Origin of the sequence: Paenibacillus sp. FSL M7-1046 (assembly GCF_038007405.1) — a bacterium.
GTDB lineage: Bacteria > Bacillota > Bacilli > Paenibacillales > Paenibacillaceae > Paenibacillus_AQ.
Window position 1 is genome coordinate 3377663 of record NZ_JBBOXB010000001.1, and the last position, 25600, is coordinate 3403262.

Sequence of the window (25600 nt, forward strand, 5' to 3'; positions counted from 1 at the left end):
TAATCTTTGATGCTCTTAAGATATCAGACAATTCTAACTGGACAGTGTCTGAAATCTGATGATTATGACACAATTAGATTTGGGGTAGAAACATAGACATCATTGTTCCTCTGCCTGGCTCGGATACCGCTGTGATAAAACCTCCCTGCATGCTGATAATCTTCCGCGTCAAATACAGCCCGATTCCAATGCCTTCATACTCCCTGGCGTTGTGTCCCCGGTAGAACCGTTTGAAGATGTGCTTAAGCTCATCCTGGGGTATCCCCATGCCAGTGTCCGAAACATCTATCCGGGTAAACATTTCATTGCTTTCAGTCACGATCGAAATTTTACCGCCTGCCTTTGTGTACTTCACCGAATTTTCCAATAGATTAAATAAGGCCTCGCTGGTCCATTGGGGATCATGACGGGCTTTTGCGAGGTGATTGCATTCGATATGAATATCGATCTGTTTACTTTCCGCACGGGTATAGATATGGGATACAGCCCGGGTTATCGTCTGAATCACCGGATTGACCGTGCTGTTCAGGGTGATCATCCCCGTTTCCAGCCGGGACATCTTGACCAGAGAGGTAATCAGCCATTCGAGCTTTTCTGATTGCGACTGAATATGGCTCACCAGTTGCCGGGATTCTTCATCCAGCTCCGGGACTTCGGCAAGCAGCTGGCTATAGATCATGATATTGGATAGGGGTGTTTTGGTCTGATGTGAAATATCAGAGATCAGCTCTTTGATTCTGTTCTTTTCCGTTTCCAGCTTCTGTTCATTCGCTTTGGAGATCTCAATGTAACGCAACAATTTATGTTCTATGGAAGAGAGAAGGGTTTCTTCAAAATCGGTCATTTTCTCCCGTCCGTAAATCGCCCGGTCCACCATCTCATCTAACGTATCCACAAAGGATGTAACTTGCCGCCGCAACGACCAGTTCCAGGCAGCTCCCAGGATGAGCATTGAGGAGACGAAGAGGGCAGTGAGTTCAGGGAGAGCCGGATGATCCCCTATTAAAAAAAAGATTACTCCCGCATAACCAAATACCAGAACTACGAAGATTACCGAAAATATAAGGCTGATGTGTTTGGAGTAATGGATCTGTCTGCTGCTTGTCATGGGTTTGGCCTTTCCGCCCATAGATATCCCAAACCGTAGACTGTTTTTATGTATTGTGGAGCCGAAGGCTCGTCCTCGATCTTGGCCCGCAGCCGTTTGACAGCTACTGTCAGTGCGTTCTCATCCACAAACTCAGCCTCCTGCGACCAGATCTTGTCGATTAACTGTTCTCTATTTAGAATAATGCCGGGGTTCGTGACAAATATTTTCAGCAGCTTCAGCTCGGTTTTGCTAAGGATCAGTTGCTCCTGGTGCTTATAAAACTCCAGCTTTCCAAAATCGAAGGTTAAGGGTCCTACCGTTACTTTGTCCTCGCTGTGCGGGGCAGATCTTTTGAGGACGGCCATGACTCTTGCCCTTAAGACCATCAGACTGAACGGTTTCGTAATATAATCATCGCCTCCCAGCTCAAACCCCGTAACGATATCAGGCTCCATGTCGTTCGCGGTCAAAAAGATAATCGGCACCTGCGAGGTTCTTCGGATCTTCTCACAGTAATCCAGCCCGCTTCCGTCGGGAAGATTGATATCCAGAATAATAAGATCAATCTTAAGGGAAGAGAGAAGCAGCTCCGCTGAGGCTATGTCATAAGCCTGCTGTATAGATAGATCATTCTGGGAAAGGGTCAGGGCGATGCCTTTATTGAGACTCCGGTCATCTTCAACGATTAACAATGTCTTCAAGGTGTGTGCTCCTTTGTTCCTCTGCGTGCTGCAGAAGCTATATTAAGGGATACCTGCAACAATTATACACACTAGCGATGTTTAAAGTCTCTCCCGGCAGAGAGGTAGGCTTGTTTCCGCCTCCGGCAGCCTGCAGTCCTACCCTTGCCCCGACTAAGGTCCAGTTTATAAAACCGTCCACGGTCTGTTTTGAAAGTCTGCGGTTTACCCTAGAATAAGGTTATAAGGTTGAGGTCAACGAAAGGCGGTGAGAAAATGCAAAATAGAAAAGGTAACGGACTTGCGGTTGTACTGATCGTGCTCGGAGCAATAATGCTGATGGGTATTGCGCTTCCTCTGATTCACGGAATCTTCAGAATTCTGTTCCCGGTATTGCTGGTTGTTCTCGGGTACTACGGAATTAAAAGCGGACGTAAAGTTATCGGCTGGATCGTAATGTTCATCGGTGTCATGTCACTGATTGCCAAGCTTTCCTGGATCATCGGACCCCTGCTCGGTATCGCGCTTGTGGTTTGGGGAATCTCAGTACTGAAGGGCAAACAAAACAGAACATACTAAGTTTTTAGAAGTTTACTTACTAAGAAGCAGGGAGGGAGCAGGAAATCATGAGTGTTTTTCGCCGCATGAGGGATATCACCGTAGCTAATCTAAATGAACGTCTGGAACAAAGCCAGGACCCTGTGAAGCTAATTGATCAATTTCTCCATTCAACCCGTGAAGAAATCAGTGAAGCTGAAAGACTCTATCAGCAATACGCTTCCCACACGAAGCAATTGCAGCAGCAAGTCAACCAGGCAACGGCCATGAAGAATAAGCGTGAAGAACAGGCGCTGCTGGCACTTAAGGCAGGAGAGGATCATCTCGCCAAGCTGGCTTTGCAGGAAAAGATCATTCACGAGGAAAAGCTGGAGCAGTACAGCGGGCTGCTGGAACAGAGCCAAGTATCGCTGTATGAGCTGGAAAGCCAGCTTAATGAACTGAAAGTCGAATATCAGACCGTATATAACAAACGCCAGTATTATGCAGCACGGATGGAGTCGCTGAGACTTCAGCAGCGGATGAACCAAAGAGCCGGAACCTACGGCAACGGCGGTGATGTTCCCAAGATGTTCGGACGGCTCGAGGACCGGATGAACGACTGGGAGCTGGAAGCGAAAAGTCTGCGCGATTTGCGCCGGATGGGGCAGGAATACGCAGTGCAGGCTGGAGAAACCGTAGCGACTGTGCTGGAAAGAGAAATGGCCCGTCTGAAGGAGAAGCTTAACAATGACGGAAAGGAGTAGTACTATGAGCCGATTGTACCGTTCAACCCGTGACAAGGTAATGACAGGGCTTGCAGGAGGAGTGTCCGAGACTCTCGGTATTGACTCCACCCTGTTCCGGATATTGCTCTTGGTCAGCATCCCCTTTACCGGGGGCGCAACGATTCTGGTGTACCTTGTTGCAGCGCTTGTCATTCCCAAGGAGCCCACGCAGTATAATCCTTTTGGCCCTGGACCCGGAGCTCCGGGCGGCCCTTATGGCGGCCCTTACTCCGGAGGACCTGGATATGGACGCGGCCCGCAAGGCCCGCAGGGTCCTCATGGACAGGGAGGATATGGTCCGAATAACGGACAGCCCGGCTATAACCCCGGTTATGACAAAGTAAATGCTTACTCGGCCCCGGACTCCGGTCTGGATGCCATGATGAAGGATATTGAGAAGAAGGCCCTGCAGAAAGAAGTCGAAGAGCTTAAACAAAAACTTGCTAAATACGAGAAGGGAGAAGTGTAAAACATGGGAGTATTTCAACGGATTAAAGATATGACAAAGGCGTCGGTAAACGATTTGCTGGATAAGGTAGAGGACCCAATTGTAATGCTGAACCAATATCTGCGCGATATGGAGGCAGAAATTCACGAAGCTGAGGTTACTGTAGCGAAGCAAATGGCCAATGAACGCCGGATGAAGCAGCGTGTCGATGAAGCAGCCAAAATGTCTGGACAACGTGCGGCACAGGCTGAGCTAGCTCTGAAGAATGGCCAGGAAGAAGTAACACGCAAACTGCTGGAGGAAAAAATCTATTTCGACCAGAAGCAGGTTGAATACAGCGATCTTCATGCTCAAGCTGAAGTGCAAGCCAAAGAACTGGTACAGCAGCTGCATGACATGAAGGATGAGTTCTACAAACTGCGCAACAAACGCAACGAGCTGGTTTCCCGTGCACAAATGGCGAAAGCCAAGAAGCAAATGTCGCAAATCAGCAGTGTTCATGCCATCGAAAGCGGCAGCGCATCGCTCGGATTCCACCGTATGGAAGAAAAGATCATGCAGCTTGAAGCGGAAGCAGATGTTATGCGTGCCCCTTACAGCCCTTCGGCCGGTGTATACAGCAAGCCTGTGGATGCCGAGAAGCAGCTTAAAGTGGATGAGCAGCTCGCTGCACTTAAGAACAAGCTGAACACGACTACGACTACTTCATCCCCGTCACTTGACAAAAAAGAATAATAAGCCTGTTCCTAAACAATAGGCGTATATGATATGCTGAACAAGGTAAAGCCATACGGTATGGATTCTCCATACCGGTATGGCTTTTGTAGCGGGATGCGGCTATAGGTGGAAGTTTCTCCAATTCATGATGCATACAATCATCGATTGGAGAAACTTCAACATTAATCAGTTTTGTTCCGCAAAACTTAAGTTTATGCTTACGAAGTCAGTTTTGCTCCGCAAAACTTTTGATGGGAAAATAACGCGGACAGACGAAGTGACTTTTACGGGTTCTTGTCCAAACGAATCGCTCCCTTGCGAGGTGACCGCTAAAAAAGGCAATAGGATGCCCGGGAGGCTTAAAAAGCTCCTTTTAAAAAGGGCTATAGGGAGGGCCCCGGCTTCTGAACGGTGTACCCGAGTCGTTGCAGTTGGCGGATTAAACGATCTTCGGAAGAAATCGCATTTCGCCCAAGTAAATAGTCGGTACCAAGCTCCCGGTAAGGATCATTCGTTCTCAAGATGTGATAGGCGATGACGAGTAATTTATGAGCGAGGGCAACAATGGCTTTGGGTTTACCCCGCCTGCGGGCGAGGGCCCAGAACTTTGCCCCTAAAAACGTTCGGGTTTTACTGGCGGCCCAAGCGGCTTCGACGAGTGCGCTGCGAAGTGCGGAGTTGCCTTTGAGGGTAGCCGAACTTTTTTTTTACCGGCGCTTTCGTTACTGCCTGGACTGAGTCCGGCCCAGGAAGCAAGATGGGCAGCGGACGGGAACACAGACATATCGATCCCGAGTTCTGCGACGAGAATCTTGGCGGTATGGGGACCGAGACCGGGAACGCTCTGAAGGAGCTGAGCTTCGGGAGATGAGGAGCAAAGGCGATGTCCATCTCAGCCTCCAGTTCAGCAATAGAGGATTCCAGAAAGGCCAGATGCTTCAAGGAATGGGAAATCATTTGGCGGTGGTGCTTGGTAACGCGCCCGTTCAAGGCGGCGGTCAACTCCGGAAGTTTGGCGCGAAGCTTGCCTTTAGCCAAGTCGGCGATCACGTCAGGTTCGAGGACCTCGCCATTGACAATGGCTTGAAGCATAAGGCGACCCGAAACACCAAAGAGGTCGGAGACAAAACTGGAGAGTTTGATATTAGCATCCTCAAGTACCTTGTGAATGCGATTGCGTTCGGAAGCCTCGTGGCCTTTGAGTTTTTTGCGGTAACGGGTCAAATCACGGAGGTTGCGGATCTCTTGAGGCGGCACAAAGCTGCTGCGAATGAGATCGCAGCGATGAAGCTGGGCCAGCCACTCCGCATCCTTGACGTCGGTCTTGCGTCCCTTGATATTCTTGACATGAGCCGCATTGGCGACGGTCAAGGAACAGGAATCTTGAAGGACATTGAAGACGGGTTTCCAAAAGACCCCGGTACTTTCCATCGCGACGTCGGTGCAGCCTTCGTGCTCCAGCCAATCGGCGAGGGAGAGAAGACCGGAGAGGACGGTAGGGAATTCGCGAATCTGTTTGGTGGGTTTGGTGTCTAAAGGTCCTTTGAGAAGACAGGCGACAATCGTGGCTTGATGAACATCCAGGCCGGCACAGCATTGACGAATAGCATCCAAAACAAAACATCCTTTCTTGGCAGGGCTACGGGCCGTCCGATCCAGTGAAATTTGATGGAGGTGCTCGGGGCAACAATACATTGTACTCGAAGACGGCCGTATTTCAATTTAGGAGTCGAGGTCGTACACACAATAAGTTTACCGACTTCACCTGTCCTGCTTAGTATCTGGTATGTACAGGATGCTTGTCGGTTAAACCTCAAGCCTATTTTCATAACACATTGTGCCCGCAAGGGCATTAAAATTTAGGAGGTGCGAAATGGATAAACGAAACCGTTTGATTGCCATCGGACTGATTGGTATAGGCTGCTTGATGATATTTGGCAGATGGATCGGCTTTTTCTCCATTGTCGCGCTCCTGTTCCTGCTGCTGGGGATTTACCGGACGACATCGGGCAGGGTGAAGCAGGGTTATACTCTGCTTGGAGTCGGTGCCGTACTGATGCTGCTGGATCATTTGCTGCTTGTATTGGGGATTTGTCTGATCTCACTGGGGATGTTTTTTGTAAAGTCCAAAAGAATGCAGAAACGCGGCGGGTTCATGCAGAAGCAAAGCTTCTCTTCCCGGTTTGACTGGGACCTCTCCCCATGGGTGATGCGCAGTCTGAGTGCATGGCATGTGATGGGTGAAGCCGATGTGGATCTTTCGCTGGCCATGGCGGAGGATAAAGAGACCATCATGCTGTTTCAGGGCATTTTTGGCGATATGGATGTTCATTTGTCGGAAGACTACGGCGTGGAGATTGAAGCCTTTGTGCTGTTCGGCTCGATCGAATTCGGCAGCCATCGGGATACCGGAATGCTGAACCGGCTCAATTGGAAATCGGCCAATTATGACATCAGCGAGAATAAGGTGAAGATTAATGTATCTTATTTAATGGGTGACCTAGATATAAGCATGTCCTAAAAGGGATGAGCGTTAGCTAAGAAGGGAGTGCTCCCGGCGTGGAGGAAAAGAATAGGAGTATGGTAACGCGCAGCATGGGCGAGGGGGCTCTGTTCTCCTTTGTCATGCTGCTGGTTATCCTGTACATTATGTATACATACGGATATTTGCAGCCCTTTGAAAACTGGAAGATCGGGGTAAGAACGGCGGTGACGCTAATTCTGCTGCCGATGGTTTTCGGGATTGGCTTCGGTTTCTACCAGAGCTTCCGTATCAAGCGCAAGCTGGAGCGGCTGCGGGCAACACTCGTAGCCTGGGAGAAAGGAAATCTTACCCCGGCCATGCCGGAACTGGGTACGGATGAACTGGGCAGGCTCGGCTTGCAGCTTGGCCGGATCAGCGGCAAGTGGGAGAACCAGGTGAACACACTGCAGCGGCTGTCCACCAATAACGCCAAGCTTGCCGAACAGGCGCGCGTATCGGCGATTATGGAGGAAAGGCAACGGCTGGCGCGTGAGCTGCATGATGCTGTATCGCAGCAGCTGTTCGCGATCTCCATGACGGCGACGGCTGTAGGCAGAACGCTGGAGAAGGACTTTGACAAGGCACAGCGGCAGATTGCGCTTATCGAGGAGATGTCCGCCGTAGCCCAGTCGGAGATGCGGGCACTGCTGCTGCACCTGCGTCCGGTGTACTTGGAGGGCAAAGGTCTGGAGCAGGGGCTGCAGGAGTTGATAAAGGAACTGGAGATCAAGGTTCCTATGGAGATTGTGTTTGAGATGGACCCGGATGTACATCTGCTTAAAGGGATCGAGAATCATTTGTTCCGCATTGTGCAGGAGGCCATTTCCAATACACTGCGCCACGCCAAAGCGGATAAGATGGAGATCCGGCTGCACCGCCGGGGAGATACCGTGCGGCTCACACTGCGGGATGACGGGATCGGCTTCGAGATGGATGAGAGTAAGCAGACTTCCTACGGCCTCTCCAATATGCAGGAGCGGATCAATGAAACCGGAGGTTCCATTCAATTTATCACCGCACCCGGCAAAGGGATGCGCATTGAAATTACTGTACCACTAGTTAATGAATAAGGGGGCAAGGGCAAACCATGGAGATGGAGGAAGCGGAAGCGATTAAAGTACTGCTCGTGGACGATCATGAAATGGTCCGGATCGGACTTGCTGCGGTGCTTGGCACCGAGGACGGAATTGAAGTTGTGGGCGAAGCCGGAAGCGGAGAAGAAGGCATCCGGCTGGCCCAGGAATATAATCCGGATGTCGTATTGATGGATCTTGTGATGGACGGCATGGACGGCATCGAAACAACGAGACAGCTCCTGAAGCTTTATCCGGATTGTAAGGTAATCGTACTAACCAGCTATTTGGATGACGAAAAAATGTACCCGGTCATTGAAGCCGGAGCCTTTAGCTATTTGCTGAAAACCTCGCGGGCCAGTGAAGTGGCGGATGCCATCCGCGCGGCGGCAAGAGGCCAATCGGTACTGGAGTCGCAGGTAGCTTCCAAAATGATGAACCGTTTCCGTAACAACGCCAAGGGCGAATCACCTGCCTATAAGGAGCTTACCGAGCGCGAGATGGAAGTGCTGAAGCTGCTGGCCCAGGGCAAATCCAATCAGGATATTGCTGACCAACTGATTATCGGGATCAAAACTGTGAAATTTCACGTAACGAACATTCTCGCCAAGCTGGGTGTGGAAGACCGGACCCAGGCAGCTATATATGCTTACAAGAACGGTCTGGCTGAATAACCTTAACAAAACAAAGGCCGGTGGGCTAGTACCTTGACCAAGGATAATATTACCTTTACGCTCTCCATATAGAGTCAAATGGGAGGGCATACCAATGAACAAAAAATACATGGTTGAACTGAACGACGAAGAATGCGAACGGATCCAACAGCTTCTTCATACGAAGGAGACTTCTCGGGAAATTCGAAATCGATGTCTCATCCTCATGTTGGTCGATGAAAGTCAAGGAGCCATTCCTAAGCAGATGGAGATTGCCCAGAGAGTCGGTGTCAGTGACGTTACGATCCACCATACCGTGAAAAGTTACTGTACCCGCGGCTTGGAGGCTACTCTGAGTTATCGAAAGCGGCCGGAGCCAGGGAGTCCTGCGATCATTACGGGAGAACTGGAGGCCAGAATCATCGCATTGGCCTGTTCTGAGCCACCTGAGGGCTATGCCCGCTGGACCGTTCGTCTGTTGACGCGCCGGGTCATCGAACTGATATCATGGAATCCGTGGGACGAGAGACGATTCGGACCACGTTTAAAAAACGAAACTTAAGCCTCATTTAAAGAAACAATGGTGCATTCCTCCGAAATCGAGCGCCGAATTTGTTGCGCGCATGGAGGACGTTTTGGAGGCCTACGCCTTGCCCTATGATCCTGAAATTCCGCTGATCTGTATGGACGAACAACCGATTCAGCTTCTGGAAGATTCTCGTCCATCCGAGCCGATGAAACCGGGGCAAGTGCAGCGCGAAGATTATGAATACGTGCGAAAGGGAAGCTGTAGTGTGTTTTTGTTTACGGAACCGATAGCCGGTTGGTGTCACGTACAGGCCAGCGAAAGACGAACCAAAGACGAATCAAAGACGAACCAAAGTCGATTGGGCACTTCAAATCCAGGAATTACTGGACGTTTACTATCCAGACGCGAAACTTGTTCGGCTCGTGATGGACAACTTGAACACGTACACGATCTCTTCGTTGTATGAAGCCTTTCCACCAGAACAGGCCCTATCTTTAGCGAAGCGCCTGGAAATCCACTACACTCCCAAGCATGGGAGTTGGTTAAACATGGCCGAAATTGAACTGAGCTCGATGACAATCCAATGTCTGGATCGGCGTATTGGCTCCATTGATCAATTGCAACGCGAAATCACGGCATGGGAAATCGACCGGAATCAGGCACGAAAATCCGTGGAGCGGCACTTCACGACGCCAATGGCCAGAGGGAAATTGAAACAATTGTATCCTGAAATTTGATGCGGTCAAGGTACTAGGAGACGGATTGTAGAGCATACGAATACGCGGCTGTCTTTATTTTTTTTATGTAGAACGCAGGTATGCGTTCTTTTTTTTGCTATATAAGATGAACTTGGATTTTATAAAAAATATATTGAAGGAAAGACATGGATATGGTAAAATTTATATATAATAACATATTTTATAACGTTAAATTATCAAATCTATGTTGTTTAGATTTTAATCAATTGGATTCAACTATTTCACGAAAGGAGACCCTATGGATAGAGTCCAAATCTTGGATGTTATTCGTGATATCGTAGCTTACGAGCTGAAATTGGTCGCCCACCCTCAGGAGATTCAAGAGGAGTCGGATCTATTGGCCGACTATAGCATCGATTCGATCAAGATTATCCAATTAATTGTGGAGATCGAAACAGCCTTCGATTTTGAAATCGATACCGCTATGCTGTCTACGGAGACAATCACACGAATTTCAGAACTGATTACCTACGTCGGGCGCCAGTTGTTGCACGCAGACGGGGACTGACTGGCAGAGGGGAGCGAAGAAGAACTCCAAATTAATTATTGGAGAGAAGGGGCAATATGAATCGGGCTCTGGCAACGGTAAAGGTAAGAGGTTTGGCAGATGTAATTCGTGTGTGCGATTTAATTGTTAAGAATACATATGTCGAACTGGTCAAGGTACTTCATGAAACGATGGGAGGATCGCTTGTCATCATTTTTAGAGGCAGTCTGGGACAAGTCAGGGAAGCAGAGGCTCTTGTAATGGAGATGTGTATTCTAAGAAATATTGATTATGAGTTGAATGTCATTCCTAATTTTGATTTTGATATTGTTGCTCTCGACAGCAAAGGAATAGAAATGAATTGACCGAAGGTTTTTTGGCTTGAAATTCAAACGTTTGCACTGCTTTCAGATTTTTCGACCTCACCAAAATCACCATGAATTACCTATACCCTGGCTCGGAATTGATAGTTTTTTATTTTTATTGCAAAATTCAAACGTTTGCATTAAATGTGTACCCGGAATGCGTTTTTAGACCACGTATTGTCAAGAATAGTGACGGGCAAATCTTCGGCGAAAAAGTCAGAAGACATACAACAGTGTCTTTTTACTTTAGTGCGACGACGCGTTATAGCGTCAATTCTAAGATTCGTTAACCTTTGTTTGAGGAGGCTATGAGTTGATAGAAGATGCAAGAATGGAGGATCTCCCGGAAATTCTGAATCTGCAGAAACTGGCATTCCAAAGAGAAGCGGAAGAAATCTACGGTATGGATATTGAGCCGCTCAAACAATCGCTGGAGGAAATTCAGGGAGAGTTTAAACGATCTACGATACTGAAATTCTCGGAGCAAGGCAGGATTATCGGCTCGGTCCGGGCATTCCTGGATGTAGATAACGTCTGCCATGTAGGGAAATTGATCGTACATCCTTTGGAACAGAATAAAGGTATCGGTACGCAATTGATGAATAGGGTACACGAAATATTTAGGGAAAGCAGCAGCTTTCTGATCTTTACAGGAGAGCGAAGCAAAGATGTTAAACGCCTTTACGGCAAGCTGGGCTATTGGGATGAGTCATTGAAGAACGTGGGTAGCTTTCAGCTGTGCTATATGAGGAGGATCAAATGAAAGATTTGAGAATGCGAAAATTATTTCATCCTTCCACCGGCAAAATTCTGATAACTCCTCTTGATCATGGCATTACACTGGGACCAATCGACGGAATTGTGAATATTCGAGATACAGTAGCGAAGCTGTGCCATTCCAAGGTAAATGCGGTTGTATTGCATAAAGGAAACATACACGTATGCAAGGATATTTTCAAAGAAAACAGGGATATGGCTGTTATTATGCATCTGAGTGCTTCCATCGGATTCAGTCCCAACCAATTGAGGAAAGTGCTGATAGCTTCTGTAGAGGAAGCATCAAAGACCGGTGTAGATGCCGTTTCAATCCATATCAACATCGGCAACGACTTTGATTATCAGATGATCAAGGATTTTGGCAAAATATCGGAAGAGTGCAACCAGTGGGGGATACCCCTTATAGCCATGATGTATCCGCGGGGGGATATGGTTGACGAGTACAATGTGCAAAACGCTTTGGTGAGTGCGCGGGTCGCAATGGAAATTGGTGCCGACATTGTTAAGGTGAACTATACGGATAAGTATTCCTTTGAAAAAATTGTAAATGCAGTGGATATTCCAGTCGTCATTGCCGGTGGTGAAAATCACCATGACAAAAAAAGACTGCTGCAGACGATAAGAGATGCCATTGATGTTGGAGCAAGCGGCGTAGCGATTGGAAGGAATGTGTTTCAGGACAATCATATGCAGGGGATTATTGAAAGCATTGATTTAGTGGTTAACCATGGGGCAGACCCTGAGGATTTGATACAAACAATTTATAGGGGGAGTGTGGCGAATGGAGAAAGAGAGAGGGATTTGGTTTGAGGCAACTGCTGATACTAAGGTAGACACAATTGATAAGGTGTGTCAGCTTAACTACTCCACCATCTATATTGATTACCGGCATTTTTCTCTATTAGGGAAAATCCAATTGCCACAGCGGATAGAATTAGCGGTACTGGTATCCGAGATGGCCGATGTCGAGAATTTGGTAAAAGAGCCTTTGTTTAAGAAAGTTAAGTATATTGTTGCGAACAACTTGAAGATGCTTCAACAAACCAAGGTGAAACTAAATGGACAAAACATAAAAATCGCTCTAACCATCAATGTGAAGGATCGCGAAACGTTAGATCAAACTGTCGAATTGGTCAATTCTGTGGATTTGGTCATCATTGAGTTCAAAGATCCTACCAACATTCCGCTGGAATTGATACTGGCAACGACACAGCTTACATCCTGTCAAGTATTTAAAAAGGTAAGAACGGCAGAAGATGGAGAAGTCAGCTTGATGACGATGGAGGTAGGCAGTGATGGAATTGTACTCTCCACCAATCAAGTTCAAGATATTATCAGGTTCAGCGAAACAGTAAGCCGTTCCAAAATAAAAAAATTCGAGCTGCGGGAAGGCGTAGTTAAAAAAATCAAACATACCGGCATGGGGAGCCGGGTCTGCATCGATACAACTTCAGAATTATATCAGGATGAAGGAATGCTCCTAGGCTCCACCTCAAGTGGAGGAATCCTGACTTGCAGTGAAACTCATTTTCTGCCGTACATGAATCTAAGGCAATTTCGGGTAAACGCTGGCGGACTGCATCTGTATGCCTGGGTGCCGGGGGACAGGGCAGTCTATCTATCCGACATCAAAGCAGGAGATGAGGTGTACATCGTCAATTCAAAGGGTGAAGCCAGAGTGGTTACTGTAGGCCGCCTGAAGATTGAATCCCGCCCTTTGCTGCATGTTGAATGTGAAGTGGACGGAACGATTCTGAATACGTTTATCCAGGATGATTGGCATGTCCGCATGATGGGAAGCAAGGGAGAAATTCGCCCGTCGAGCGAGATCAGAATCGGAGATAAGCTGCTGGTGCATCTGGATGTTCCGGGAAGACATGTAGGCTTGAAAATTCTCGAAACAATCAGAGAAGTATAATTGAATGTTGGAGTGATTGCCTAATGAGACTGCGACAACTACTTCACCGGCGGCAATTGGCCCCTGACCGCCCTGCTTTTATTCACCGGGAAAGAACTTGTGCAGATACAGAATTCCTGCAAATGGTAACTAACGCTGTTTATTTATTCCGGTCTCTAGGGCTTGAACGGGGAGACCGTTTGATCATCGCTTCCGCCAAGTCCATTTCCGTAATCGCGGTTATTTTCGCCTGCCTGGAAGAAGGGGTTGTGTTTGTACCCATTGATTATTCCAGTCCCAAAGAACGAATACACTATATAATTGGCAATTCCGGAGCGAAGGCAATTTTTTTGGATCAAGTTGTTATGGACCGGGTGGGGGAAGCCACTTTTACCAGTGTGAAGGACCTCTCTGTTATTCGGGATATTCCGATGGAACCGATTGTTCACGAGATCAGTAACGCTGTTTCGATTAACACGGCTCCCGAGGGGGAAGATCTGGCTTACTTGATCTATACTTCGGGTTCTACAGGTATACCTAAGGGAGTGGCCGTGCAGCGGACGGCATTGGCCAGTTTTTTAGAAGCCGCTGCTGCTAAAGCCGGTTATTCGTCAGATACCCGGTTTCTTAATTTCTTTCCCGTACACTTTGACCCGGTGCTGATGGAGCTTCTTGTACCGTGGGTTGTCGGGGGGACCACCGTAGTTTTCGATAGGTTTGTCTTTATTGATTCCTTGATAGAAGTGTTGCAGAAGCATCGTATTACAGATTTCTCCTGCACACCTAATATTATCTCCATGTTGGTAAGCCGATTCTCTAATTATCCGCGGTTCTCTTGGGATTTCCTGCGTTCGATCTGGTTCGGTGGAGAATCTGCGAATGCCAGTGATCTGCAGAAATTTCATGGAATTTCACCGCATGTAAAATTGTTGAACGGCTACGGACCGACGGAAACGGTCGTTGCCTGCTGCGTCCATGAATTGGAGAGGGGGGATTATGAAAAGGGAGTTATTCCGATTGGCAGACCACTTCCAGGCGTTGAGTTTCTACTTATAACAACCGGAGAAGTTATTATTGGTGATGGTGAGGGGGTTGGTGAACTATATGTTGGAGGTGCACAGCTGATGAAAGGATACTGGGGCCATTTTCATGATCCTTCGGCCAATAAATTTGTCATGCTGCGCGACCAAATCTATTACAAGACAGACGATCAAGTATATCAGGAGAACGGTGTATACTACTTTGCTGGACGCAGCGGCAATATGATCAAAATGAGGGGATACCGAATCTATCCGCAGGAAGTCGAGAATACGATCAGGCAAATAGAAACAGTAGGGGCCTGTTATGTTTTTATGGATGAGAGGGGGGACTATCTGGTCGCCGCTGTTGAGGTGGATCAGCCGGATACTAAGATTGAGGCGACCCTGCTGGAAATCAAAGAGTTTGTTTCAACCAAGCTTCCTGCTTATATGATCCCGGGAAGCTATGTCATTGAACGTAAATTGCCCCGGTTAAGCAACGGAAAGCTGGATCTGAACAAAATTAGGGGGTTGGTTGCACATTGGTTCAACAAGCCGTTGAAATGAAGACGACGATAGATTATCTCTCTGCCGGACTGGGCACATGGATGAAGCTTGGTTATCTTCCGCGAGAGGCATGGAAGCAAATGGGTGATCAGGATTGGATCGGCTTATCCAGCCGTGCAGAATCAGGGTTGGAGTCATTCTATTTACTGTGCCAGGAACTGGCAGTCCATAAAAGTGTGGGCCTTATCGGCACCTATTCGGTTAATGAAATTGCCCTTCGCCTGTTGCGGAGGTTCAGTAATCCGGCTGCTGAGAAGGCGGCAGAGGAAATCAGAACGGGCAATAAAAATATTGCTCTATGCATTTCTGAGGAAAATGCCGGTTCGGATATCAACAAGCTGACAACGCAGGCGATTGCTGCAGATAATGAAGGCTACATGATTACCGGTGAAAAGATGTATATTACAAACGCTCCAATAGCCGACTATTTTCTGGTGGCTGCCAGAACGAATGAAGCCGGTGAAGCCTGGAAATCCATCAGTCTATTCCTGGTTGAAAGACATCAGAAGGGGATTTTCGTATCGGAAGAGAAGGACAAGGCCGGTGCCAGACTGATGCCATTCGGAGAGGTGCACTTTGCAGACTGTCCGGTGGCTGCAGATTGTTTGCTGGGCAGGAAAAACCGCGGGTTTGAATACTTGGCGGGCGCATTGGATTTTGAGCGGACACTCATCTCTATTATGGCGCTGAGCATGAGTGAAATGGTCTTTGCAGAATTGACGGAGCACTTGAACCGGCGGGAAATATTCGGTAAACGTCTCATTGAATTTCAGCGGAACAAGTTCCTTATCTCTGATTTTTACTCGAAGATCAGCATGCTGAAACAGTTCGTACTTAACTTAATTAATGATTTGAAGCAAAATCAGGCCGACAAAAACCATGTTTTTGTTGCCAAGATTCAGTCAACCGAGCTGTTGAGGGAGTTGGCTGACGCTGCCCTGCAATTGTATGGCGCCAAAGGATATGTATCTGATCACTGGATTGCCAATCTGTACAATGATATCCGTTGGTTAAGCATCGGCGGAGGGGCGAATGAAATGCTTAAAGACATGCTGGGGAACAAGGTTGTCCGAAACCCAAAAATATAAAAGGAACTCAAGCGATGATACTAGGTAGAGTTGTGGGGAACGTGGTGTCTACGATGAAAAAGAAGGAACTCGACAAGTACAAGCTGTTTCTGATTGAGTCTCTGCACCCGAAATTAGGGAAGAACCGCGAAGTATTCGTTGCCCTTGATCTGGTCGGGGCCGGTATCGGCGACTGTGTGCTAGTTGTGAAGGGCAGTCAGGCGCAGCATGTCTTTCATGAAAAGACACCGGCAGACGCCGCCATTGTTGGAATTGTGGATACAGTCAATACGATAGACCCAAAAATATTCTAGGAGGATTACAGTATGAATGCTATTGGATTGTTGGAAACCAAAGGATTGACGGCGGCGATCAATGCCGCAGATGCCGCAGTAAAGGCAGCTTCGGTAAATATTATCAAAGTGGAGAAGATCGGCTCCGCCTTTGTGACGGTCATTCTTAGAGGTGACGTAGCGGCGGTAAAAGCAGCGATTGATGCCGGTGCAGAAGCAGCGGTTAAATGTGGCGAGTTGATCAGTGCCCATGTGATTCCTAGACCGCATGAAGAAGTCGAGAAGAGATTCAACATTCAACACGTTAAGGAAGAGTCGTAATTACACAATCCCAGAAGTGGTTTGGGTTGTTCGGCATCCCGGTCACTCGTGTAGGAGGAGCTATGAACAGAAATCATTCATATAGTCAAAAAAGCGACATCCCCACCCATTGGTACAATATCATGGCCGATTATCCGGAGTTTTACGTGCCGCATCTGGATTCCACAACACATCAGCCGGTTAATGTCCATTCGCTGTCTAATATTTTTCCCGAGCTGTTGGCGGAGCAGGAAATCAACAGGAAAGACGTAAATATCCCTATTCCCCCGGAGCTTCTGGATTATTATGCGATGTGGAGACCGAGCCCTTTGATCAGAGCACGGAATCTGGAAAAGTATTTGGATACAAACTGTAAAATCTTCTACAAATATGAAGGCGTCTCGCCAATCGGCAGCCATAAAGCGAACTCAGCCATCGCGCAGGCTTATTTCAGCAAAAAGTGCGGCTTTACCAACGTTGTTGCTGAAACCGGAGCAGGGCAGTGGGGGAGCGCAATGAGTATGGCGTCCAGCTTTTTTGATCTGAATTGCAATGTGTTTATGGTGAAAAACAGCTTTGATTCCAAACCGCAACGGCGGATTCTTATGCAAACCTACGGCTCCAAAGTGCACAGCAGTCCTTCAAATCTGACGGAGTTCGGCCGCCAGATCCGCAAGAATGATCCGGATTCACAGGGCAGTCTGGGGATTGCCATCGCTGAAGCGGTGGAGTATGCGTCTTCCGACCGGAATACGGTATACACCTTGGGGAGCTCGATGAATTTTGTCTGCCTGCATCAAACCATCATCGGCAATGAGCTTAAGAATCAGCTGAATTCCTTGCAGATCACGCCTAACTATATTATCAGCTGCATTGGCGGAGGCAGCAGCTTTGCGGGAATTTGTTTTCCTTTCCTGCGCGAGAAGCTGGAGAGAAACCGTGACTTGCATTTTATCGCGGTGGAGTCCAACGCTGTGCCTACGGTAACCAAAGGAATCTATACGTATGATTATGGTGATACAGCCAGATTGACCCCGCTCAGCAAAATGTATACGCTGGGGCATGAATTCTCAGCTCCCGTTATCCATTCCGGAGGCTTGCGCTACCATGGTCTGTCGCCGTTGGTCAGCAAGTTCATCGCAGACGGGCACGCCGAAGCCCGTGCATATTCCCAGCTGGATATTTACGGGGCGGCGAGATTATTCGCCAAGCTGGAAGGTTATGTTCCGGCGCCTGAATCGGCGCACAGTGTAAAAGCGGCAATCGATGTCGCTCTGGAAAACCGGAATTCCGGCAAAACAATTGTATTCTGTCTAACCGGGCATGGCTTTTTCGATCTCGCGGGATATGAGAAGTTCAACGCCGGAAAGATGGAGGATTCCGAAAGTCCTGATACAAACATTCATGAATCCTTGCGGAAGCTCGCACACACCGTCCGGCCGGAAACGGAAAAAGGAGCAGCGTTGCCGCCCCAGCCGCCGCTGAATGCCGGCGTTCAGGCCAATGACTCGTTTGAAGCCTGGTGGAACCGCAATTTCGAGTCCCAGTCCCCGGCGGACAGCTTCCAGTCTGGACACACCATTGGCAGCGCCGGCGCTTCTCCTAAAACCGCCTGCGGCAGAGAGCAGGACAAAGGGAATCCCAATCTGTACAACTTACTGACAGAGAGCAAAGTGAGAGAGCTGATTGACAAGGGCCAGAAGGTGGCGTTTCTTTCCAAAGGGTGTGTAATTACTCCGCTTGCCGGTGAACTGATCAAATCCCATGGAATTGAGATTAAATACGCTTAAGCAAAGAGGGGGTTATTATGCGTTCAGATGAGGTATATGATTTGCGCACCGCCCTTTCTTTCCTGAATCACAAAGGGCATGCCATTGAAGTTATGGACAAAGAGATGGATACCTGCTGCGAGATTCCCAATCATTACGCCTATTACGGGTCCGGTATTCCGAACAAACACCAACCGGCTTATGGCCATCCTGTAATTTATAATCGTGTAAAGGGACACTCGATGCCGGTGCTTATCGGGTTGCTCAACTCAAGAGAAGCTTGTGCCGAACTGCTGGGAGTAGGACCGCATTCCATTGGTCGTGAACTGGCCGGGATGATTCATGACCGTTATGAGCCGGAATTGATCGATTCTCCTCCTTCACAGGAAAATATCATTAACCAAAACATCAACTTGTATCAACAGCTGCCTGTGCTTACCTATACTCCTGAAAGTGCAGGGCCATACATTACAACGGGTCTGGTGTACGCCCAAGATCCGGAAACTGGAGAGGAAGATGTAACGATACATCGCCTGTGCATTCAATCCGAGGATACGATGTCCATTTATTTTGTTCCGGGCAGACATATCGGCCACTTTTACGAGAAGGCGAAAAAACGGAATAAGCCGCTACCGGTTACAATCAATATTGGCCTTGATCCGGCGATTTATATCGCGGCAGGTTTCTCTTACCCGGCCTGTCCTTTGGGCTTCAACGAGCTGAATATAGCAGGTGCCATCCGCAAAAAAGGGGTAAAGGTAGCCAGGGCGGTCAGCAACGGGGCGAAATGCATTGCGTTCTCTGAAATCGTAATTGAAGGTTTTGTGCTGCCGGAAGAAGTGCAGGAGAATCCGCGCAAGCACGACGGCGACTCTCTGCCGGAGTTTCTGGGATATATCGGCGCGGCCCAAAGTAAGCTTCCGCTTGTCAAAGTAACGGCTATTACGTACCGTAGCCGGCCTATATATCAGACCATTGTAGGTCCTGGAGCGGAAATGTCCAATTTATGCGGCATTCCCACCGAGGCCAGCTTGTACAAGAGCATCAAAGAATCGATAACCGGCAACATATTGAACTGCTACTGCAGTGCAAGCGGCGGGGGGAAATTGCTGGCGCATCTTCAGTTCAGCAAATACGAGCCCCGCGATGACGCCAAGACGAGGCAAGCCGGAGTGGCCGCGTTTACTGCGTTTCATGAACTGAAGAATGTGTTTCTGCTGGATGATGATGTGGATATCTTTGACGAAAGAGAAGTGCTGTGGGCATTATCTACGAGATTCCAGGGCAACCACTCTATCATTTCCATTCCAAATTTGGATGGGCATCCTCTCGATCCTTCACAAAGGCCGGAGTTCTCTTCCTATAACACCGAGATCGGATCAACATATAAGACGGTGTTCGATTGCACGGTTCCCTACCGGATGAAGGAGCATTTCAGGAGGGCTGACTATGCCTTCAAATAAAAGAATAGCCATTCTGACTGGCGGCGAACTGGACACCTTACAGGCCAAGATGGCCCATGGAGTGATGAGGTACCGTAATGACATTGCTGTTGTTATCGACGCTAAGCACGCCGGCGGGAATGTGAAGATCATTGTGCCCTATGTGGACAAGGACATCCCGGTGGTAGCGGATTTCAGCGGAGCGTCGGCTTATGAATTGGAGGAGCTTCTGGTAGGTGTTGCCCCCCCGGGGGGGCAACTGCCCCCGGACTGGATAGGAATTATTATTCAGGCGCTTCAGGCAGGAATCCGCGTAATCAGCGGGCTGCATCATAAGCTCAATGAGATGGACCAGTTATTGAGGTATGCCCAGCCCGGTCAAATGATTGACCTGCGGTATGCCGGCCGGTACGAGGAAGTAGCCAAGGGACAAGCAGGGGCGCTGAACAACAATGTTATTTTGACCGTCGGATCGGATTGCGCCAGCGGGAAAATGACCACCGCCTTGGAGCTTTACAACGCTTCGCTGGACCGGGGGCTCCGGGCTGACTTTATTCCAACCGGGCAAACCGGAATGTACATTGCAGGTAAGGGATTTGCCATTGATGCGGTTGTATCAGATTTTATGGCCGGGGCGATTGAACATTTTGTCTGCCAATCGGCCACAGAGCATGACTTTATTTTTGTAGAAGGCCAAGGCTCCATTCTGCACCCGGCTTATTCGGGCGTAACACTTGGCCTGCTGCATGGTTCTGCACCTAACCTGATTGTCTTTGCCCATGATGTGTCCAGACCTAAACTGGCTTACTATGATAAAAGTATTCCGGCGCTGGAAGAGCAGATCGAACTTGTGGAGCGGCTGGCTAATTATCAAAGAGGTTGCAGAGTTCTCGGCATATCGCTGTTTGCCAAGGATCTGCATCCCGAGGAGGTCCGGGAAATGATTTATCAAATGGAATTAAAGCACCGCATTCCTGTATTTGCCCCGCTGGTATTTGGGTGTGACAAATTTATTGATATTTTGGAGGAGTACAGATGAGCATACGCTGCCAGCCGATGCCGCTGCAATTAAAGCAGCCGTTCAGAATTAGTCATTCCGTGTTCATCAAGCTGGATCATCTGTTATTGAGCATACACGCGAGGGGCGTATCAGCATTTGGAGAAGTGGCCCCCCTGCCTTTTTTTAATGAGAATTATGATATCGCTGAGCGGCAAATTCGCTATATTATCGAGCACCACTCATCCGCCATTATCCACATTGAGGATAGGGAGCAGCTCGTGGCCTTTGTCTGTACATTGAGCGAAGGCCCTTATCTAAAATGTGTCGTCTGCGGCTTCGAAATGCTGCTTCTGGATTATGTGGGCAAGCTTCTGAAAAAGCCTGCCTGGTCGCTCCTGCAGGTGGAATGTCCAAGGCCGAGGAAATCGGCGGTAACTCTGCCCATCTGCGAAAGAGGGGCAGTGGGAGCTCTTGCAGATATTCAGTTACCCCTCGTCAAGCTGAAATTGGGGGGAGAAGGTGACCTTGCGCTGTTGGATTATATCCGGAACGAAGGAAACCCAGGGCAGAAATATATTATCGATATGAACCGGGGCTGGACGCTGGAGGAACTCGCCACTCATCGTGACCGGCTGGCGCATGAATCCATCCTGTTTGTGGAGGAGCCTGTCGCCGTCAGCTCGATTGATATGGCCCGGAAAATTGCGGATCTGAAACTGGAGGTCCCAGTCTTTTTGGATGAGTCGATTACGTCGGAAGCGGAGCTGCACCGGTACCTGCCATTTATTGACGGGGTGAATATTAAAATTATCAAGATGGGCGGACTGCTGAAGAGTCTGAGTCTTATCGATTCTGTCGAAGGGCAACTGGATTTGCTTCTGGGATGCTTCCTGGAATCCAGCCTCTCGATTGCTTATGCTTTTCAGATTTCCGCGAAATTCAAATATGCGGATCTGGACGGGGCCAGTTTTATCGGGAATGATCACTTTACAGGCCTGAGATTCAATGACGGACAGATCGGCTTGCCGGATGACTATTACGGTTTAGGAGTTCAATATGTGTGATAAAAAGATCATTGTGGCGGTTACGGGCGCTTCCGGCGCATTGTATGCCTTGCATCTGATTGAACAATTGAAGAAGCGGAGCTGCAGGGTCTATGTCATTATGTCACAGGCGGCTGTGATCACTATGAAGCATGAAGTAGCGGACAGGCGCTATATCAGACAGGTGCTGTTCGCTGCTGACGGATTCTTTGACAATGACAATATCGGCGCTTCACCTGCGAGCGGTTCCTTTCACTATGATGCTCTGGTAGTGGTTCCTTGCTCTGTTAACACCATAGGGATGATTCATTCGAACCTTGCCCACAATCTGATCGCACGGACCGCTGCGGTTGCTCGGAAGGAGAGGCGGCAAGTCATTCTGGTCCCCCGGGAAACGCCAGTGTCGGCAGGGACACTGAAGCAATTATACGAACTGTGCCTTGAAGGGCTGGATGTTTGTTTTGCTGCGCCGGCGTTTTACTCCAAGCCGCAATCGCTGGACGATATCATTGATTTTATGGTGTTCAAAATCATGAATCTATTGAAGATAGACAACGATTTATCTCCGGAGTGGAACTCCGGCTGCCTGCATGAAACGGAACACTCAAGTTGAACGGAGGAGACAATTTGGGATTTAGAGATAAAGAGTTTAGGAGGAGCATCTTTGTCATTGCCCTGCCCATTATCATTCAACAGCTGGCCACGTCGTCTTTGAATTTCATTGATGTGATTATGGTGGGACGGCTGGGAGAGACTTCAATCGCCTCCGTGGGGCTGTCCAGCAACTTCACCTTTATTTACATCTGTCTGCTTAACGGAATCAGCACCGGGGCATCTATATTCGCCGCGCAATTTTGGGGAAAGAAGGAGGTACATCATGTACGGTCTGTCCTTGGCTTTTCATTGCTACTCAGTTTATCCGTCAGCCTGTTATTTTCCTTTGCGTCCATTTTCTTTCCCGGCCGCATCCTGTCCATATACACCAATGATCCGGAGGTTATTGAACAGGGCAGGATCTTTTTAAGGCTCGTCGGCTTCAGTTTCGTGGCTACCTCTATTACCTTCTGCTATTCGGCGGTGTTGAGGAGCATAGGGAATGCCAAGATTCCAATGTTTGTCAGTGTGTTTGCGTTAAGTCTGAATACGCTGCTTAATTACTTGCTAATCTTTGGAAATTTGGGGTTTCCTGCGCTCGGGCTGAAGGGAAGCGCTATCGCCACGCTGGTCTCAAGGCTGGTAGAGTTCGGATTAATTGTCAGTTCAGTTTATATTTTTAAGATACCGCTCGTCTTTAAAAGGATCAGGGATTTCTTTTCGGTTGGTTCAGGGTTTGTAAGAAAGTATTTTATAACGACGCTCCCCCTTATTTTAGGGATAACATTTTGGTCGTTAGGCCTGAACTTTTACAACATATCGTATGCCCATATAGGTACTCAGGCAGTAGCTGCCTATAGTGTGGCGGGTACGGTGGAACAGATCGCTTTCGTAGTGTTCACCGGTCTCTCGGGAGCCTGCAATGTGCTGATTGGAAACAGAATCGGCGCGGGACACAAGGACAAGGTGCTCAGTTATTCGCGAAGTTTCATATGGCTCGCTTTTACCGGCTCTCTAATTGTGGGGGCTTGCATCTACTTGCTCTCCGGACCGGTTCTTACCCTCTACAGTATGTCAGCTGAGGCACACACGACGGCCAGAACGCTGCTGCTCCTCATGTCTTGTTTCCTCTGCGTAAAAGTTGTCAATATGATACTGATTCAGGGTGTACTGAACGCCGGAGGAGATACAGTCTTTACGTTTGTGCAAAATAGTGCAGCCATGTGGGCAGTCGGCTTCCCAATGGCTTATATTGCGGTTTACCGGCTGCATCTTCCCATTTACTGGGTGTACATTTTCATTATGTCGGAGGAATTTGCAAAGCTGATTATCGGGGTGCCCCGTTTCTTGTCCAAAAAGTGGATTCATAATTTAACGGAGAATACAGCTTACCCAAATCAAAGGGGGCAAAGTGAAGAATGGATCGAAAACTCGATGTGACGGAGCTCGATGTGGCCATAGACAACCGGATGAAGGTTATTCCGCAGGCGCTTAACAGCAGATATGTCAGAATCATTGACCAGCTGCTTCCCAATGATGATCGTTTTTCTTGGAAGCAGCTGAACTGCTTTTATAAGCCGCTCGGAATGATATTTGGTTCCTTTCAGCAGCAGTACAATAGCCTTTTTTTGATGTATGTGACCTACTACAGCACGTATATGGCTGAGTCCTGGTTTCAGGAGGTGCCGATGAGCATGGAGGATTTGCTGGAATCCTTTTTTGAATATTATGAAGATTATCTGAAGAAACGGTTCCTGCTGGACATTCAGACGCACACTGTTGTTGACGAGGCCGATTTTAGACGAAGGATTGTTGAGCAGATTGACAGGAATGCGCGCGTGCTTGTCCCCGGAGATTTATACACCATTTACTATGACAATTGGTATAAGGCGAAACATCATCAACATTTCTTTCTGATTAAGGGTTACGACCAGCTCAGGGATATTTGCTATGTGCTCGATTCGCTGCAAATTGACGGGGGGACGAATGCCCTATACAAGGATTTTACCATTCCGTTCAATATGCTCTACGATACCCTGGCGGGCTATGCCCATACCTTTGCCAAACAGGAAGGGACAATGTTTTTCTGGACGGTTTCTGATCACGGGAACAGCACATGTGGTCTGAGTATGGAGGATGCTCTCAAGGACCATCTGGTTCATCTTAGGGAAGTGGAAGCCGGAAAAGTGGAAGTGAAGTATCCTGAACGGGAGATTACCCGGGTTATTAATGCTAACGGATATGACCACAATACATCGAGGCTGCTGGAATCGACATTTCTCGTTATGAATATGAGATCAGTCTATTATCAGCTGGTTTTTTCGTTCATAGAGCAAGCTGGCGCTGAAAAACCGGAGGTGGACAGCTTACGGGCCAGTCGTGAACAACTGGATGTAGAATGGGGACAGGTAAAGTCCAAGCTGATCTATAAGACACTGAAGCATAAACTGGATTTTGCGGATGTCGATTCCTCTATAAAGGTCTTAATTGGTAAGGAGGACTGCTTTAGATCTCAACTAATCGGCGTATTGTCTGGAGCTGTTCAGGGGAGCGGAGAATTCAGTACTGCAGACACCCATAGTTCGTCATTCACTCCAATCAATGAAAAGAATGCGGAAATCGTAATTCAGCAAGATCAAATCATATTAATTCATACGAGCGAGAAGCTGAATCTCAGCAGCATTGCTTACGATAATGCACCTCAAGCGCTTATGGCTGTTGGCGAACATAAAAATTGCAATCTGGAAGCGAAAGTTCAGATCAATGCTTCGGTCGGACGATATTTCAAAAGCGGACTTATGCTGAAATTCGGCAATGGCACTAAGTTGCTATTTGGAACGAACCAGGGACAGTCCTTGCAAATCGAGCATCTCGGTGTATTGAACGATCTAATGTATGATGAGGTTTTCCTGGATAATCCTTTCTTTCTGAAAATCAGCAAAATGGATAACATATATACGATGAGCTATAAAATAAAACAGTCTGAGCAGTATACAGAAGTGTACAGCTTTCATTGTGATGAAAAGGCGCTTGCGGCAGGGTTCTATTCTTTGACCTTCGAGCCTCTGGACCTCAAGTCGGTTTTCTCTGAATATAAGTTTACGGAAGAAGAACTTTCCGGAATTTAGCTGGATGTTCCTGAGTATTGGGATTCTGGTCTCTGGTGTATATCCCCTCTCAAAG

General features: G+C 48.1%; 29 protein-coding genes and 1 pseudogene. 26 read left to right on the forward strand and 4 right to left on the reverse strand.

Features of this window, described 5'->3' with window-relative positions; genetic code table 11:
* Positions 1 to 73: 73 nt before the first annotated feature.
* A complete protein-coding gene (locus tag NYE29_RS14940) occupies positions 74 to 1108 on the reverse strand; it encodes a HAMP domain-containing sensor histidine kinase (protein WP_340896563.1) in 1035 nt (344 codons plus the stop codon).
* Positions 1105 to 1791 (reverse strand): response regulator transcription factor, encoded by a 687-nt coding sequence (locus NYE29_RS14945; protein WP_340896564.1) that lies wholly within the window; start codon positions 1789 to 1791, stop codon positions 1105 to 1107. Before NYE29_RS14945 ends, NYE29_RS14940 begins: the two co-directional genes overlap by 4 nt.
* A 255-nt stretch (positions 1792 to 2046) precedes the next feature.
* Between NYE29_RS14945 and NYE29_RS14950 the strand changes: the two genes are divergently transcribed.
* Genes NYE29_RS14950 through NYE29_RS14965 form a run of 4 tightly spaced genes read left to right on the forward strand, consistent with a single transcriptional unit; the run spans position 2047 to position 4278 of the window.
* Positions 2047 to 2349, forward strand: a complete 303-nt coding sequence (locus NYE29_RS14950; RefSeq protein ID WP_340896565.1) for a LiaF transmembrane domain-containing protein — start codon at positions 2047 to 2049, stop codon at positions 2347 to 2349.
* A gap of 47 nt (positions 2350 to 2396) precedes the next feature.
* Complete coding sequence (locus NYE29_RS14955) at positions 2397 to 3074, forward strand: PspA/IM30 family protein (RefSeq protein ID WP_038596387.1); 678 nt, start codon at positions 2397 to 2399, stop codon at positions 3072 to 3074.
* 4 nt (positions 3075 to 3078) lie between these two features.
* The gene (locus NYE29_RS14960) at positions 3079 to 3564 is read left to right on the forward strand and encodes a PspC domain-containing protein (RefSeq protein WP_340896567.1); all 486 of its coding nucleotides are present in this window, start codon (positions 3079 to 3081) and stop codon (positions 3562 to 3564) included.
* A gap of 3 nt (positions 3565 to 3567) precedes the next feature.
* Positions 3568 to 4278 carry a PspA/IM30 family protein gene (locus NYE29_RS14965; RefSeq protein ID WP_340896568.1) on the forward strand — a complete coding sequence of 237 codons (711 nt, stop codon included), beginning with the start codon at positions 3568 to 3570 and terminating at the stop codon, positions 4276 to 4278.
* 595 nt (positions 4279 to 4873) lie between these two features.
* Here the strand turns inward: NYE29_RS14965 and NYE29_RS14970 are convergent.
* Positions 4874 to 5071, reverse strand: coding sequence for a transposase (locus NYE29_RS14970; RefSeq protein ID WP_340899724.1), 198 nt, complete (start codon positions 5069 to 5071; stop codon positions 4874 to 4876).
* 122 nt (positions 5072 to 5193) lie between these two features.
* A pseudogene (locus tag NYE29_RS14975) lies at positions 5194 to 5955 on the reverse strand (IS110 family transposase); the annotation flags it as partial.
* A gap of 178 nt (positions 5956 to 6133) precedes the next feature.
* Between NYE29_RS14975 and liaF the strand changes: the two are divergent.
* From liaF to NYE29_RS15085, 22 genes are all read left to right on the forward strand, one after another.
* On the forward strand, positions 6134 to 6781 hold the full coding sequence (gene liaF, locus NYE29_RS14980) for a cell wall-active antibiotics response protein LiaF (RefSeq protein ID WP_076112581.1): 648 nt from the start codon (positions 6134 to 6136) through the stop codon (positions 6779 to 6781).
* A gap of 59 nt (positions 6782 to 6840) precedes the next feature.
* The gene (locus NYE29_RS14985; protein WP_379145701.1) at positions 6841 to 7854 is read left to right on the forward strand and encodes a sensor histidine kinase; all 1014 of its coding nucleotides are present in this window, start codon (positions 6841 to 6843) and stop codon (positions 7852 to 7854) included.
* A 23-nt stretch (positions 7855 to 7877) separates the two neighbouring features.
* Positions 7878 to 8531, forward strand: coding sequence for a response regulator (locus NYE29_RS14990; RefSeq protein WP_038600745.1), 654 nt, complete (start codon positions 7878 to 7880; stop codon positions 8529 to 8531).
* A 205-nt stretch (positions 8532 to 8736) separates the two neighbouring features.
* Positions 8737 to 9072, forward strand: a complete 336-nt coding sequence (locus NYE29_RS14995; protein ID WP_256718189.1) for a helix-turn-helix domain-containing protein — start codon at positions 8737 to 8739, stop codon at positions 9070 to 9072.
* Between the two features lie 73 nt (positions 9073 to 9145).
* Positions 9146 to 9505, forward strand: a complete 360-nt coding sequence (locus tag NYE29_RS15000; RefSeq protein ID WP_144024397.1) for a hypothetical protein — start codon at positions 9146 to 9148, stop codon at positions 9503 to 9505.
* The gene (locus NYE29_RS15005) at positions 9423 to 9776 is read left to right on the forward strand and encodes a transposase (protein ID WP_256718190.1); all 354 of its coding nucleotides are present in this window, start codon (positions 9423 to 9425) and stop codon (positions 9774 to 9776) included. The genes NYE29_RS15000 and NYE29_RS15005 overlap by 83 nt, the downstream gene beginning before the upstream one ends.
* Positions 9777 to 10035: 259 nt before the next feature.
* On the forward strand, positions 10036 to 10305 hold the full coding sequence (locus NYE29_RS15010) for an acyl carrier protein (protein WP_076112583.1): 270 nt from the start codon (positions 10036 to 10038) through the stop codon (positions 10303 to 10305).
* 56 nt (positions 10306 to 10361) lie between these two features.
* Positions 10362 to 10649, forward strand: coding sequence for a BMC domain-containing protein (locus NYE29_RS15015; protein WP_076112584.1), 288 nt, complete (start codon positions 10362 to 10364; stop codon positions 10647 to 10649).
* Positions 10650 to 10962: 313 nt separating this feature from the next.
* Positions 10963 to 11412, forward strand: coding sequence for a GNAT family N-acetyltransferase (locus NYE29_RS15020; protein ID WP_083675785.1), 450 nt, complete (start codon positions 10963 to 10965; stop codon positions 11410 to 11412).
* The gene (locus NYE29_RS15025) at positions 11409 to 12236 is read left to right on the forward strand and encodes a 2-amino-3,7-dideoxy-D-threo-hept-6-ulosonate synthase (RefSeq protein WP_076112585.1); all 828 of its coding nucleotides are present in this window, start codon (positions 11409 to 11411) and stop codon (positions 12234 to 12236) included. Before NYE29_RS15020 ends, NYE29_RS15025 begins: the two co-directional genes overlap by 4 nt.
* The gene (locus NYE29_RS15030) at positions 12208 to 13344 is read left to right on the forward strand and encodes a 3-dehydroquinate synthase II (RefSeq protein ID WP_083675786.1); all 1137 of its coding nucleotides are present in this window, start codon (positions 12208 to 12210) and stop codon (positions 13342 to 13344) included. Before NYE29_RS15025 ends, NYE29_RS15030 begins: the two co-directional genes overlap by 29 nt.
* Positions 13345 to 13367: 23 nt before the next feature.
* Positions 13368 to 14909 carry an AMP-binding protein gene (locus tag NYE29_RS15035; protein WP_076112587.1) on the forward strand — a complete coding sequence of 514 codons (1542 nt, stop codon included), beginning with the start codon at positions 13368 to 13370 and terminating at the stop codon, positions 14907 to 14909.
* Positions 14885 to 15997: an acyl-CoA dehydrogenase family protein gene (locus NYE29_RS15040; protein ID WP_144024399.1), complete on the forward strand. Its 1113-nt coding sequence runs from the start codon at positions 14885 to 14887 to the stop codon at positions 15995 to 15997. The genes NYE29_RS15035 and NYE29_RS15040 overlap by 25 nt, the downstream gene beginning before the upstream one ends.
* A 14-nt stretch (positions 15998 to 16011) precedes the next feature.
* The gene (locus tag NYE29_RS15045) at positions 16012 to 16290 is read left to right on the forward strand and encodes a EutN/CcmL family microcompartment protein (protein ID WP_076112589.1); all 279 of its coding nucleotides are present in this window, start codon (positions 16012 to 16014) and stop codon (positions 16288 to 16290) included.
* A 12-nt stretch (positions 16291 to 16302) separates the two neighbouring features.
* Positions 16303 to 16590, forward strand: coding sequence for a BMC domain-containing protein (locus NYE29_RS15050; protein WP_076112590.1), 288 nt, complete (start codon positions 16303 to 16305; stop codon positions 16588 to 16590).
* Positions 16591 to 16652: 62 nt separating this feature from the next.
* Positions 16653 to 18359, forward strand: a complete 1707-nt coding sequence (locus NYE29_RS15055; protein ID WP_340896577.1) for a TrpB-like pyridoxal phosphate-dependent enzyme — start codon at positions 16653 to 16655, stop codon at positions 18357 to 18359.
* A 17-nt stretch (positions 18360 to 18376) separates the two neighbouring features.
* On the forward strand, positions 18377 to 19801 hold the full coding sequence (locus NYE29_RS15060) for a UbiD family decarboxylase (RefSeq protein WP_076112592.1): 1425 nt from the start codon (positions 18377 to 18379) through the stop codon (positions 19799 to 19801).
* Entirely contained in the window at positions 19788 to 20819 is a 1032-nt protein-coding gene (locus NYE29_RS15065; RefSeq protein WP_076112593.1) for a DUF1611 domain-containing protein, read from the forward strand. The genes NYE29_RS15060 and NYE29_RS15065 overlap by 14 nt, the downstream gene beginning before the upstream one ends.
* Positions 20816 to 21844, forward strand: coding sequence for an enolase C-terminal domain-like protein (locus tag NYE29_RS15070; RefSeq protein ID WP_076112594.1), 1029 nt, complete (start codon positions 20816 to 20818; stop codon positions 21842 to 21844). The genes NYE29_RS15065 and NYE29_RS15070 overlap by 4 nt, the downstream gene beginning before the upstream one ends.
* On the forward strand, positions 21837 to 22436 hold the full coding sequence (locus tag NYE29_RS15075) for a UbiX family flavin prenyltransferase (RefSeq protein WP_076112595.1): 600 nt from the start codon (positions 21837 to 21839) through the stop codon (positions 22434 to 22436). The genes NYE29_RS15070 and NYE29_RS15075 overlap by 8 nt, the downstream gene beginning before the upstream one ends.
* Before the next feature lie 14 nt (positions 22437 to 22450).
* Positions 22451 to 23857, forward strand: a complete 1407-nt coding sequence (locus NYE29_RS15080) for an MATE family efflux transporter (RefSeq protein ID WP_076112596.1) — start codon at positions 22451 to 22453, stop codon at positions 23855 to 23857.
* On the forward strand, positions 23836 to 25545 hold the full coding sequence (locus NYE29_RS15085; RefSeq protein WP_076112597.1) for a hypothetical protein: 1710 nt from the start codon (positions 23836 to 23838) through the stop codon (positions 25543 to 25545). The genes NYE29_RS15080 and NYE29_RS15085 overlap by 22 nt, the downstream gene beginning before the upstream one ends.
* Positions 25546 to 25600 lie beyond the last annotated feature (55 nt).